The sequence below is a fragment of the Pseudoduganella violaceinigra DSM 15887 genome (assembly GCF_000425385.1).
Taxonomy (GTDB): Bacteria; Pseudomonadota; Gammaproteobacteria; order Burkholderiales; family Burkholderiaceae_D; genus Rugamonas; species Rugamonas violaceinigra.
Window position 1 is genome coordinate 669,831 of the sequence record NZ_AUDI01000001.1, and the last position, 13,200, is coordinate 683,030.

General features: G+C 63.5%; 7 protein-coding genes. All 7 read right to left on the minus strand.

The annotated features are described in order from the left end of the window. Positions 1-8: 8 nt before the first annotated feature. Entirely contained in the window at positions 9-1,664 is a 1,656-nt protein-coding gene (locus H597_RS0103115) for a bifunctional metallophosphatase/5'-nucleotidase (protein ID WP_028100842.1), read from the minus strand. A 137-nt stretch (positions 1,665-1,801) separates the two neighbouring features. Continuing rightward, the gene (locus tag H597_RS0103120) at positions 1,802-5,239 is read right to left on the minus strand and encodes a TonB-dependent receptor (protein WP_051293484.1); all 3,438 of its coding nucleotides are present in this window, start codon (positions 5,237-5,239) and stop codon (positions 1,802-1,804) included. Between the two features lie 424 nt (positions 5,240-5,663). After that, positions 5,664-7,070: an adenosine deaminase family protein gene (locus tag H597_RS0103125; protein WP_028100844.1), complete on the minus strand. Its 1,407-nt coding sequence runs from the start codon at positions 7,068-7,070 to the stop codon at positions 5,664-5,666. Between the two features lie 11 nt (positions 7,071-7,081). Beyond that, the gene (gene guaD / locus H597_RS0103130) at positions 7,082-8,389 is read right to left on the minus strand and encodes a guanine deaminase (protein WP_035372907.1); all 1,308 of its coding nucleotides are present in this window, start codon (positions 8,387-8,389) and stop codon (positions 7,082-7,084) included. 2 nt (positions 8,390-8,391) lie between these two features. Then, on the minus strand, positions 8,392-9,315 hold the full coding sequence (gene xdhC / locus H597_RS0103135) for a xanthine dehydrogenase accessory protein XdhC (RefSeq protein ID WP_028100846.1): 924 nt from the start codon (positions 9,313-9,315) through the stop codon (positions 8,392-8,394). A 1-nt stretch (position 9,316) separates the two neighbouring features. Further along, positions 9,317-11,644 carry a xanthine dehydrogenase molybdopterin binding subunit gene (gene xdhB, locus H597_RS0103140; RefSeq protein ID WP_028100847.1) on the minus strand — a complete coding sequence of 776 codons (2,328 nt, stop codon included), beginning with the start codon at positions 11,642-11,644 and terminating at the stop codon, positions 9,317-9,319. An 11-nt stretch (positions 11,645-11,655) separates the two neighbouring features. After that, complete coding sequence (gene xdhA, locus H597_RS0103145) at positions 11,656-13,122, minus strand: xanthine dehydrogenase small subunit (protein ID WP_028100848.1); 1,467 nt, start codon at positions 13,120-13,122, stop codon at positions 11,656-11,658. Positions 13,123-13,200 lie beyond the last annotated feature (78 nt).

Genomic DNA, 13,200 nt, shown 5'->3' on the forward strand with positions numbered 1-13,200 from the left:
TCCTTTCTTTACTTGATGCGGATGATGCGCGGCACGGCGCCGAAAGTGCCGGCCGGTTTATTGTCCTGCTCCAGGCGCACCAGGTAGCTGCGCAGCGAATCGACATCGCGCACGCCGGTTGGCGCCTGCTTGCTGCCCTGGCGGAAAGTCACGAAGCCGTCGTTGCCTTCGGCCAGGAAGTTGTACACCGCCACGCGGTAGCTGGCGCCATCATCGATCGCGGCCCCGTTCAGCTTGACGCTATCGCGCACGATGCGCTGGCCTTTCGGCTTGCGCGTATCCCAGGCATAGCTGAAGCCTTCCGATACCTGCAGCACGCCGCGTTTTTCGGGTTCATTGCCATCCCACTGCCCTTCCAGCAATGCGACGATCTGCGCGCCGGTCATATTCATCACGACGATCTCGTTCCCGAACGGCAGCACGGCCTGGGTCTGCGCCGCATTCGCCACATTGCCGGCGCCGGCGTCGAGCGCCGTGCGGATGCCGCCGGTGTTGGTGAAGGCAATCTGCGCCCCCCATTTGCGGCCGGAGGCGAGGATTGCGTCCGCCACCAACTGGCCCAGCGGCGACTCGTCGGCGTTCGGCATCAGGGTCTTGCTGATCGACGGCACGGCCAGTTTTGCCACGGGTTTGTTGAGCTCAGCGCTGCTGCGCGCGCGCACCGACGCCAGCAAGGCATCGACTTCCGGCATGCCCGGGTACTTGCCCGGCTCCACCAGGATATTGCGCGCGCTGGCATCGACCACTTTGCCGGTCTGCCGGTCCACGATCAGCGATATGCGCGAGAGCATATGGCCGAACTTTTCGGCCTGGGTCACCAGCTTGCCATCCACCCGGCACAGGTAGCCGTTGTGCGAGTGGCCGCTGACCACCAGGCGCACGGCGGGATCAAGGCGCTTGACCACATCGGCAATATCGCCGCCCAGGTCGGAGCAATACTGCTGGTCGTAGCGCGCCTTGGAATGACCGCCCTGGTGGATCAAGACCACGAATACGGTCGCGCCTTGCGCGCGCAGCTCCGGTAGCAGACGATTCACGGCCTGCGCTTCGTCAATGAATTGCAATCCGCCGATGCCGGCCGCGGCCACCAGCTCCGGCGTGTCTTTCAGCACGGTACCGATGAAGGCCACTTTCACGCCCTTCACATCCTCGATGCGATAAGCGGGCAGCAAGGGCTGGCCGGTACGGGTGTCGATCACATTCGCGGCCAGGTAGCCGAACCTGGCGCCGGCGTGCGGCCCGTAGCGGCACGCCTTGTCCGGGCGCGGCGATTTGTCGCAGCCGCCCTTGGCCTGGCGCAGCAATTCCACCGCGCCATTGTCGAATTCATGGTTGCCGACCGAGGTCGCGCGCATGCCCATCAGATTCAATGCCTGGATGGTCGGCTCGTCAGCGAACATGGCCGACATGGCCGGGCTGGCGCCGATCATGTCGCCCGCCCCCACCAGCATCAGGTCGGGATCCTCCTTGCGCCAGGCTTGCAGCGTGGCTGCCAGCGCGTCGATGCCGCCGGCCTGCTTGCCTTCCTCGAAACGCGATGCTTCCAGGTTGCCGTGCAGGTCGTTCAAGCCGGCCAGGGTCAGTTCCACCTGGTTGTCGGGACGCTGGACGGCACAGCCAGCCAGCAGGGCTGCCAGTGCGAGGGGGCGCAGGTAGGGCTTCATGGGCATTTGCTTGGATTTAAAGAGAGATTGTACAGGCGGCGCGGCGCGCCGCGTGCGCCGCGAAACGATATGTTACGCACGAAAAAAAACGGCCGGCATTGCTGCCGGCCGTTTCATATCAGGCTATACGGGAACGATCAGAACTCGTATTTGAAGGAAGCCTGGATCGACCACTGGGACTCGCCGCGAACCTGGCGCACGTCGTAGTCTTCCACGGCGTCACGCACGCGGTACACGTACTTGCCGGTCGCCGAATCGATACCGGCGAAGTCCACGAAGGAGCGCGACACGCCGCCCGACGAGGAGTAGCCCACTTCGTTGATACGGCCCCACTTCTTGTTCAGCAGGTTGCCGAAGTTCATGATGTCGAGGCGGAACAGACCTTTGTGGCCGGACATGAAGCCAGGGATCTCTTGGCCGATACGCAAGTCGAAGTTATTGGTCCACGGAGCGTAGGAATCGCCGCGCTTCACAACGCCGCCCTTGGCATTGCGCAGGCTGCGGTACTGGTCAACGGTGGCCCAGAACTTGTCTTCGTTGGCGTGGCTGGCCGCGGTGTCGCCAGCGAAGATCACATCGCCCGAACCTGGAGCGCGCGGGATGTACATCAGGTCGTTGCTGCTGATGCCGTCGCCGTTGGCGTCGTTGTTGAAGGTCCAGTTGTACGGCTTACCGGAACGGCCTTCGTAGTTCAAGCCGAAGGTGGTGCGGTAGTTACCGAAGAAGGCCTTGCGGAAGTTCACCAGGGCGGCGAAGCGGTCGCGCACCAGGTACTGGGAATTGGCGGTGGTGTCTTCGTTCGGGTTGAACGAGCCGCGCGCGCCGTAGGTCGAACCGGAGGTCGAAGCCTGCAGTGGCGACACTTCCTTGGCGTCCGTGTAGGTGTACGACATCGACCAGCCGTAGCCGCCGATCAGCGGACGGCTCAGCGACAGGGTGGCCAGGTTGGAGTGGCCTTCCTTGGTGTTCGTCGCCACCAGCACGTTGCCGAAGTTGGCGTTGCTCAGTGCCTTGGCGCGTGCGCCGGAGCACTGTGGGTCGGTCGGCTTGCTGCCATTGTTGGTCAGCATGGTGCCGGTCGCGCTCCAGCACTCAGGCTTGTAGGCCACGTTGGTGTAGTACAGTGCGCGGCCGTCCATGCCGTAACGGGTCGGTTCGCCCAGGTTCAGGTTCTGGTAGTACAGTCCATCCTTGGTGCGCAGCGACAGCCACTCAGCCGTGAAGACGATGTTATCCCATGGCAGTTCGTGGTCGAAGGCCAGGTTGGCTTTCCAGACCGAAGGCTGGCGGAAGCCTTTGGCCAAGGCATCCACGTTGGCTTGACCGGCCGAACCAGGCAGGCTGGTCGGCTGCTTGTTCACGTCCGGGTTGAAGATGTTATTGTCGCCGCAAGCGGTGGTCGAGCTGCTGCAGACCACGGTACGGGTTGCCACGCCATTGTTCTGGTATGGGTTGGCCATCCAGACCGACATGGCCACACCCTGGAACAGGCCGGCGCCGCCGCGGATCTGGGTTGGACGCTCGTGGTCAACCTTGTAGTTGAAGCCCGCGCGCGGCTGCCACAGCTTCTGGCCGTCGATGGTATTGGTGTTGTCCAGGCCGAAACCGCCGGTTGCACGCACGGTGCCGACCGGGTTGCCCGCCACATAAGCCGCGGCAACCGCGCTGTTCTGGGTTGGGCGCTCGTTGATGTCAGCCATGTCGACGCGCAGGCCGGCATTGACGGTCAGGCGATCGGTCACGGTCCAGGTGTCCTGCACGAAGATGCCGGTGTCCTTCAGGGTGAAGTGCGCAATCGCGTCGTCGAAGCTGCGGCCAGCGGCCGGGATCTGCACCGAGAAGCTCGATGGACGGCCGCGGGAGAAGTTCTCCAGCACAGCCTTGGTCATCATGTCGTTGTTGCTGCAGTTCGCTGCGGTGGCGCTGGCGCCGCCCAGGAAGGTGTACGGCAGGCCGGACACGCAGGAGAAGGTGTAGTTGCCGTAGACGTTCTGCAAGAAGATGTTGTTCACTTCATTCTTGTTCATGTCGGCGCCGAACTTGAGCTCATGCGAACCCAGGTTCCAGTTGGCACCCACATAAATGTCGTCGGTCTTGGTGCCCAGCACGTTGCGCTGGCGGCTGAAGTCGGTGCCCATGCGCAGGAAGCGGCCATTGGTCGATACGCTGGCTGGGGTACCGGCTGGATTCGCACCGGTGAAGTTCAGGCTGACTGCCGGCTGGACGGCGTTCAGGGTCGGCACGCTGTCGTAATCGCGGCGCGACCACTTGATTTCGGTCGAGAAGTTTGGCGTCCAGTCGGAGAACACCTGGGCCACCTTGGTTTCCAGGGTCTTGCCCTGGGTGTACCAGTTGCTGCTCAGCGACAGGGAGTTGTTGTCGAAGCCGGCGAAGATCGGCTCGGACTGTACGGTCTTGGACCAGCGCACCATCATGCGGTGGTCATCGTTGATGTTCCAGTCAACCTTGACCAGCTTGTCGGTCACGTTCATTTGTGCCGGGGTCACCACTTCGGTGCCGCCATCCATACCCCACTTGTTCAGGGCGATCGACTTGGCTTGCGCGATGGAGTCGGTGGTCACGCCGACGTTGGTCAGGCTCGAACCCAGTGGGCCGTATGCCGGGGACGACAGGCTCGACTTGTATTTCTCGTAGTTGGTGAAGAAGAACAGCTTGTCCTTGATGATCGGACCGCCGAAGGTCATGCCGTTGGTGGTGGTCTTCGAATCGGCAGGCTTGCTGTAGGAGTCGGTGGACGCGTTGTAACGGTCGCCGGACATGTCCTGGTTGCGGAATACGGTGTAGACCGAGCCCTTGAACTTGTTGGTACCGGACTTGGTGACGGCGTTGATGTTGGCGCCGGTGTAGCCCTTCTGGGTGACGTCGTAGTTGGCGACGTTGATCTGGGACGACTGGATCGCGTCGATCGAGATCGGCTGTTTGGCAAACGGGGAACCGGAGCCTTCCAGGCCGAAGGTGTCGTTCACCGCAACGCCGTCGATGGTCAGCGAGTTGAAGCGGGAGTTCTGGCCGGCGACGGAAATCTCGTTGCGCTCCTTGTCGGTCTGGGAAACGCGTGGGTCCATACGGGCATAGTCTTGCAGGCTACGCTGGATCGAACCCTGGATTTCCAGGTCGGCGGCGGTGATCGAGGTAACGGTGCCCTGGGTCGACTTGTTGAACTTCTCGGCGCGCGCGGCGCTGGAGCCGGCGATGGTCACGGTCTGCATGGCCTGGCCGATGGTGGCGTCCACGGCAGCGGTTTCCGCCAGTTCGACGAAGACGTTCTCACGTTTTTCGGAAACGCCGTTTTTGGTAATGATGATGGTGTACGGACCGCCGGCACGCAGGCCGCGGGCAACGTAACGGCCCTCGGCATCCGTGGTCACGGTGTTGACCGAACCGGACTCAACGTGCAGGACCTGTACGGTGGCGCCAGCGGCTGGCTTGCCATCGGATGCGGAAATACGACCGCCGATGGCGGAGGTAGTGTTCTGCGCGAATGCCGGAGCGGCAAACACGAGGGACAGGCTAAACGCGATCTGCGTCAGCCGGAGCCGTTTATGATTCATCATTGATATACCCCAAAAGAGAACAAAATATCGGTAAATGTCGGCAACGTGCTGCTTGCCGCATTTGCGCTTTTTACTAATGTTGCAAAAATAATTGCCGCCCAGCGAGTTTAGGCACCGACCATGACAGGGGTGCGACAGCTTTATGACTTGCTTGTGACGCGGGGCTTGCCTCAACTGCAGTAGACGTATCTTTCCGTCAACTATGCCTGAAATGCGAGCTCGAACACAAATTCATTTTCCTTTACGTATTTATACTTAGGAAAAATAAATTGCACTTCGATATACGCTTTTCTGCAATAAGGCCTGGCGCTAAGGCGGGATTATAAAGAATCCGGCGCGCTTTTAGGCTTTAACAACGTTAAGGATTTTGATACTGAGGCGCGCACTTGTGGCGAAAGGGCCACAAGTGCGGCGAAAGAAGGGCTTACTTCAGCGAAGCTGCAACGTCGGCTTCGAACTTGGCAAAGCGGCTGTCCAATTGTTTCAGCAGGCGTTGTTTATCCCCATCGGCGAGGAAACTGTAGCGAATGCTGTCATATGACAGCTTTTTCACTTCCGCATAATTGGTTTTGTAACGGCTGGCGAACAACACATACTCGTTCGACAGGGTGTTACGGCTGACGCCGGTATCATCGCTCGACAGGACGAACGGCACGCCATACTTGCGGTAAATATTAAGCGGGTGCGCCTCGCCTTTCACCCCCAGGATGAATTCGTTGGACGTCAGGTTCACTTCCACCGGGATATTTTTCTCGCGCATTTTCTTCAGGATCGCCAGCGGCTGGCTCTCATGGGCAATGTCCATGCCATGGCCGATCCGCTTGGCGCCGGCGATGTCGATTGCTTCGGCGATGTGGAACTTCAAGCCTTCCGGCGGCACCTGGCCCAGGGCCAGCTCGCCGGCATGCAGGGACAGTTTCACACCCGGGTATTTGGCGCTCAGGAATTTATACATGCGCATGTGCAGCTTGTAGTCGCGCATCGACACCGGGTAATGCTCGGCGCCGACGATATTCACCGACACCACTTTCGGATTCTGGCTTGCAATCTTGAAGCCCGCAGCCATCTGCGAGAAGACGATGGACGGCGAGAGGAAGCGCAGCACGAATGGCTGGTAGCGCATGGTGAAATGGTCGTCGTCGATGCCGGCGCTGCTGCTGTCGACATAGGCGCTGTAGTCGGCCACCCCCTTGTTGAAGGCCGGGCTGGCTTCCAGCTTGGCCAGGTAGGCGGCGAAGGCTGCATCGTCGGTCAGCTTGGCGTCGAATTCCGCATCGAAGGTGATCGGCGCGATTTCGAATACGGTTTCGATATAGCCGACATTCTCCGCAATCGCGCGCTCTTTCAGCCGCTTCTGGCCGTCATTGCCATGGGTCGAAGCGACCCCGTCAAAACGCAGGAAGGTGGTGAAGAAGGCCAGGTCGGGCGCCAGCTGGTCTTCGCTATGGTTGTAGAAGTCCATGGTGGACCACTTGTGCATCAGCGACCGGTAGGCCAGCGGGTCTTTTTCCAGCTCGGCGACCGTGGCACAATTCTTGCGGTCGGCTGCCTTGTCGGTCTGCACGCTCCAGCTGGTCTTGTCGACGCAGTAGCCCAGCTTGTCGACCCACTCCAGGTACTGCTCGGCATAGATGGAGCCGGAGTAATGGTGGTGCAGGTCGGCGCCCTTCGGCATATTGTTGAAGAACATGGCCAGTTCCGCCGTCTTCGGCGCCGGGCCGGCAAGCAAGGCCGCAAAGTGGCGGGCGGTGACATCGGCGTTGCTGGCGGCGAAGGCCGGCGTCGCCGCAAAGGCGGCCGCGATCAGGAGACTGGTCAAATTCTTGTGCATGGCTTCTCTCGTTAGTGTGCTTGGTGGACCAGCCGCCCTGCCGAATACGTCGCCGCGATGGCGCGGTCGTCCCCCAGCAGCGCCAGCGCGAACAGCTGTTCCTCCAGGCTGTCGGTATTGGCGCTGCGGCGTGCCAGCAGCGGCGTCGCCTGCGGGTCGATCACGATGAAATCCGCCTCGCGGCCGGCGGCGAAACTGCCGATCGTGTCTTCCAGGTGCAGGCTGCGCGCGGCGCCCAGCGTCGCCAGGTAGAACATGCGCATGGCGGGCAGGTAGCTGCCCTTCAAGCGCGCTACTTTATAGGCTTCATTCATCGTTTGCAACATGCTGAACGATGTGCCGGCGCCCACGTCCGTTGCCAGCGAGAGCAGCATGCCGGCCTGGTCGGCCTGCTCGAAGTCGAACAGGCCGGAACCCAGGAACAGGTTGGAGGTCGGGCAGACGGCGGCGGCGGACCTGGTGTCGGCCATGCGGGCGCGGTCGGATTCGTCCAGCCAGATGCAGTGGCCATAGACGGCGCGCGGGCGCATCATGCCGTAGCGGTCGTACACGTCGAGATAGCTGCGCGCCTGCGGGAACAGCGACTTGACCCAGGCGCATTCCTCCTGGTTTTCCGAAACGTGGGTTTGCAGGAAGGTGTCGGGATAGTTGCGCGCCAGTTCACCCGCCAGTTGCAGCTGGGCTTCGGTCGACGTCGGCGCAAAGCGCGGAGTGATGGCGTACAGCGAACGGCCCTTGTTATGCCAGCGCTGGATCAGGGCCTCGGTTTCCTCGGCACCGCGTTCGGCGCTATCGCACAGAAAGTCGGGGCAATGGCGGTCCATCATCACTTTGCCGGCGATCATGCGCAAGTTGCGCTTTTCGCTGGCGGTGAAGAAGGCGTCCACCGATTGCGGATGCACCGTGCAGTACACCATGGCGGTGGTGGTGCCGTTGCGCAGCAGCTCGTCGAGGAAGAATTCCGCCACCTGGGCGCCATGCGCCGGGTCGGCGAACTGGCGCTCGGTGGGGAAGGTGTATTGCTCCAGCCATGGCAGCAGGCCGGGCGCCGGCGAGGCGATCATGTCGGTCTGCGGATAATGCACGTGCGAGTCGATGAAGCCCGGCATGATGATCTTGCCGCGGTAGTCTTTCACTTCGGTAGCCGGCGGCAGCGTCGGCGCCAGCGTGGCGTAATCGCCGGCCGCCCTCACCTTGCCGTTTTCCACGACCAGCAGGCCGTCTTCGTGCCATGCATGGGCGCGTTCGATGAAGGCCGGATCGGCGTGAAAATACAGCAAGCCCGCTCGGTAGGCTTGCACGCTGGTGTCTTTGCTCATGCTTAGTCTTTCGCCTGGGATTCCCAGACCATCAGTAATTGGGCGGCGACCGAGGCGGCAATCACCGCCGGCGCCTTGTTGATGATACCCGGTAGGCCAATGGGGCATACCATGTTTTCAGTGCTCAGCCCCTTGGCCGCGAGGCGCGAGGCGAACTGGGCACGCTTGGTTTTGGAGCCGATCAGGCCGAACCAGCCGACCTTGGGCCGCCGCAGGATGGCTTCGGCCAGCTGCTGGTCGAGGGCATGGCTGTGCGTCAGCACCAGATAGCTGGCGTTGTCCGGCGCATCGTCCACGCAAGCTTCCGGCGTATCGGTGGCCTCGATCGCCACATTGGCTGGCACATCGCGCGGGAACATGGCGTCGCGTTCATCGACCCAGGTCACGCTGCAGGGCAGCTCGGCCAGCGCGCGCACGATGGCGGCGCCGACATGTCCCGCGCCGAACAGCAGCAGGTGGGCGCGCGGCGCCTTCACCGGGTCGACCAGCCAGCGGCGGCCGGCCGCGTCGGTGCGGATGTGGGTGTCCTGGTGCAGCTCGCCCGTGAGCCGGCAGTCCGCCTCGCCGTCGATGGCGCTGATACGGCAGGCGTCCTCCTTGCGGCGCTGGCGCAATTGCTCCAGGACGTCCGCCAGGCCGCCGGTCACCGGTTCGAACAGCAGCCAGACCACGCCGCCGCAGCATTGGCCCAGCGAAGGCCCGAGCGGAAAGCGTTCAATGTACGGAAAGGCCGGACGCCTGGCGGCCATCATGTCGCGGGCAATGGCCAGCGCCTTATGCTCCAGGTGCCCGCCGCCGACGGTGTCGAACTGCCCGCCCGCCGTCACCAGCATATGCGTGCCCGCCGCGCGCGGCACCGAACCTTCGGCGCGCGCGACCGTGACCAGTACCGCCGGCTCCCCGGCAGGCGTCAGCCAGTCGGCCATGTCAGCCCGCCGCTTCGACCGCCGCGATGGCGCGCAGGATTTCTTCGCTGGTCGCCGGAGCGTTCAGCGGAGGATTGACGCGGTGCCCGCCGACGGCGGACACGGCATCGCGAATGGCAAAGAACACCGAGAACGGCAGCAGCAGCGGCGGTTCGCCCACGGCTTTCGAGCGGTGGATCGAGTCCTCCACATTGCGGTTCTGGAACAGGCTGACACGGAAATCCTCGGGACAATCGGAAATGCCCGGGATCTTGTAGGTCGAAGGCGCATGCGTCATCAGCTTGCCCGCCGGGTTCCACCACAGCTGCTCGGTGGTCAGCCAGCCCATGCCCTGGACAAAGGCGCCCTCCACCTGGCCGATATCGATGGCCGGATTCAGGGACTGTCCCGCGTCGTACAGAGCGTCGGCGCGCAGCAGTTTCCATTCGCCGGTCAGCGTATCGACCACCACCTCCGCCACGGCGGCGCCGTAAGCATAGTAGGAGAACGGGTGGCCGTTCATGGTTTTCGGATCCCAATGCAGGTTCGGCGTTGCATAGAATCCGTCCGACCAGAGCTGCACGCGGGCCAGGTAGGCCTTCTGCACCAAGGCCTCGAACGGCACGCTTTGCCCGTTCACGTGGATGGCGTTGCCGTGGAAGCGCACATCGGCGGCCTCGCCGCCCAGCGTTGTTGCGGCAAATGCGGCCAGGCGCTCGCGGATCTGGCGCGCCGCGTCCTGCGCCGCCTTGCCGTTCAGGTCGGCCCCGGTGGATGCCGCCGTGGCCGAGGTATTGGCGACTTTGCTGGTATCGGTGGCCGTGATGCGCACACGCGACAGCTCCAGGCCCAATTCGTGGGCGACCACCTGCATCACCTTGGTGTTGATGCCCTGCCCCATCTCGGTGCCGCCGTGGTTGACCAGCACCGAGCCGTCGACATACACATGCACCAGCGCCCCGGCCTGGTTCAAGTGGGTCACGTTGAAGGCGATACCGAATTTGACGGGTGTCAGCGCCAGGCCGCGTTTCAGCACGGGGCTGCCGGCGTTGTAGGCCGCCACCGCAGCACGGCGGGCGCGGTATGCGCTGCTCTGCTCCAGCTCGTCCACCAGCTCCTGGATCACATTGTCGACGATGACCTGGCCATACGGGGTCTGGTTGCGCTCAGTCTTGCCGTAGAAGTTCAGGCGGCGGATATCCAGCGGATCGCGGCCAAGGTTGCGCGCGATTTCGTCGATCACATATTCGATGGCGATGGCGCCTTGCGGGCCGCCGAAGCCGCGGAAAGCGGTGTTCGACTGGGTGTTGGTCTTGCCGCAGGCAGCGTGGATCTCCACGTCCGACAGGTAATAGGCATTGTCGAAATGGCAGACCGCGCGCGTGGCGACGGGCCCGGACAGGTCGGCCGAATAACCGGCGCGCGACGTCATGTCGACCTTGGCGGCCACGATGCGGCCCGCGTCGTCGTAGCCGACTTCGTACTCGTAATAGAAGCAGTGCCGCTTGCCGGTCACCAGCATGTCGTCGTCGCGGTCGGCGCGCAGCTTGACCGGTTTGCCGGTGCGCACGGCGGCGATGGCTGCCGCTGCCGCCCAGAGCGCCGACTGCGATTCCTTGCCGCCAAAGCCGCCGCCCATGCGGCGGCATTCCACCGTCACATGATGCGAATGCAGGCCCAATGCGTGCGCCACGACGTGCTGCATCTCGCTCGGGTGCTGGGTCGAGCATTGCACCAGCATGCCCCGCCCTTCCTTCGGGATGGCGTAGGCAATCTGGCCTTCCAGGTAGAACTGCTCCTGGCCGCCGACATACAGCTGGCCCTTGACCGTGTGCGGGGCTTTTTCAAACGCCGCCTGCGCGTCGCCGCGCAGCAGCTTCATCGGCGGCAGCACATAGGAAGCGGCGGCCTTGGCCTGCTGCGGGGTCAGGATCGCGGGCAGCTCGTCGTAGCCGACCACGCCGCGCTTGGCGGCCCGGCGCGCATTGGTGTGCGAGTCGGCCACGACGATGAAGATCGGCTGGCCCACGTATTGCACCAGACCGTCCGCGAGGATCGGGTCGTCGTGGATGATCGGACCGCAATCGTTGGTGCCGGGGATGTCGGACACCGTGTACACCGCCACCACGCCGGGCGCCGCGCGCACGGCGTCGAGATCGAGCGAAGTGATGCGTGCATGCGCCTTGGACGACAGGCCAAGCGCCGCATGCAAAGTGCCGTGCAGCTCGGGAATATCGTCGGTGTAGGTCGCCTGGCCCAGCACATGCAGCTCGGCCGATTCATGCGTGCGCGGAATGCCGACGCCAGTCCAGGTGGCGGCCTTCAGTTCGGGAGTGACAGGATGGTTCATGGAGCGTCCTTTCACGCGCTGACGGCGAAGGCGTTGACGGCATCGGCCGCCAGCGGCGCGTCGTTGCGCGTCTCCAGCCAGAAACGGCGCAGCAGGTTCTGCGCCGTCTGCATCCGGTACGCACTGCTGGCGCGCATATCGCTCAACGGCGCATAGTCGCGCGCCAGCGCCGCCATGGCGTCGGCCAGCGCGGCTTCGCTCCAGGCGCGGCCCGTCAGCGCGGCTTCCGCCTGCGCGGCGCGCTTGGGCGTGGCGGCCATGCCGCCGTAGGCGATGCGCGCTTCGGCGATGGCGTCGCCGTCCATGCGGAAGGCAAAGGCGGCGCACACCGCCGAAATATCCTGGTCGAAGCGCTTGGCCAGCTTGTAGGTCCGGAAGCGCACATCCTCGCGCGGCAGCGGCACACGCACGGCCTGCACGAATTCGCCCGGCTGCAGGTCTTTTTTCATGTAGTCCAGGTAGAAGTCCTCCAGCGCCAGCACGCGTTCGCCGGCCGCGCCGCACAGCACCACCTGGGAACCCAGGGCGATCAGCCACGGCATGGAATCGCCGATCGGCGAGCCGTTGGCCACATTGCCGCCCAGGGTGCCGGCGTTACGGATCGGCAGGGAAGCAAAACGCTGGCGCAGTTCGCCCAGTTCCTTCGGATAGTGCCGGCACAGCGCGTGGTAGGCGTCTTCCAGCGATACGCCGGAACCGATTTCGATGGCGCCGTCGAGGGTGCGGACATGCTTCAGCGCATCGACGTGGCCCAGGTAAATGATATCGCCCAAGTCGCGCATCTGCTTGGTGACCCACAGGCCGACGTCGGTCGAGCCGGCCAGCAGCACGGCGCCCGGGTTGGCTGCACGCAGCTGTATCAGCTCGTCCAGGGTGCGCGGCGCCAGGAAAGTCTGGCCGTGCGCGCTGTAGACCGCCAGCGCATCGCGTTTCAGCGCCGCCAGCTGTTCGGCCACGCGGGCCGCGTCGAATTCGACTTGCGGCAATTGCAGCATGCGCTGGGCCGCGTCGATGATCGGGCGGTAGCCGGTGCAGCGGCACAGGTTGCCGGACAGGCAGTCGTCGATCTCCTTGCGCGAGGCGCACTGCCCTTCCTTCTTCAGGTACAAGCCCCACAGCGACATGGCGAAGCCCGGCGTACAAAAACCGCATTGGGAACCGTGGCATTCGACCAGCGCCTGCTGCACCGGATGCAGGGCGCCGTCGGCCTGCTGCAGGTCTTCCACGGTGAACAGGGCCTTGCCGTCCAGCGTAGGGGTGAGCTGAATGCAGGAATTGACCGCTTTCAGCTCCAGCCGGCCGCCCACCACGCTACCCAGCACGACGGTGCAGGCGCCGCAGTCGCCCTCGGCGCAGCCTTCCTTGGTGCCGGTGCAGTGCAGGTCTTCGCGCAGGTGCTGGAGCACAGTCTGCGTCGGGGCCGCATCGCGTACTTCATGCACGGCGCCACGGTAGTAAAAGCGGATCGGTTCTGACATCTTGGCCTCGGAGGTATCCCAGCTTGCAAGACTAACATTCCCGCATCCTTGCCATATAAGAATCTGCTGATTTTGAAT

Excerpts from the sequence above, each read along its gene's own strand:
- guaD (WP_035372907.1), bottom strand. The coding sequence starts at position 8,389 with ATGAGCAAAGACACCAGCGTGCAAGCCTACCGAGCGGGCTTGCTGTAT.
- xdhA (WP_028100848.1), bottom strand. The coding sequence starts at position 13,122 with ATGTCAGAACCGATCCGCTTTTACTACCGTGGCGCCGTGCATGAAGTA.
- xdhB (WP_028100847.1), bottom strand. The coding sequence starts at position 11,644 with ATGAACCATCCTGTCACTCCCGAACTGAAGGCCGCCACCTGGACTGGC.
- H597_RS0103125 (WP_028100844.1), bottom strand. The coding sequence starts at position 7,070 with ATGCACAAGAATTTGACCAGTCTCCTGATCGCGGCCGCCTTTGCGGCG.
- xdhC (WP_028100846.1), bottom strand. The coding sequence starts at position 9,315 with ATGGCCGACTGGCTGACGCCTGCCGGGGAGCCGGCGGTACTGGTCACG.
- H597_RS0103115 (WP_028100842.1), bottom strand. The coding sequence starts at position 1,664 with ATGAAGCCCTACCTGCGCCCCCTCGCACTGGCAGCCCTGCTGGCTGGC.
- H597_RS0103120 (WP_051293484.1), bottom strand. The coding sequence starts at position 5,239 with ATGATGAATCATAAACGGCTCCGGCTGACGCAGATCGCGTTTAGCCTG.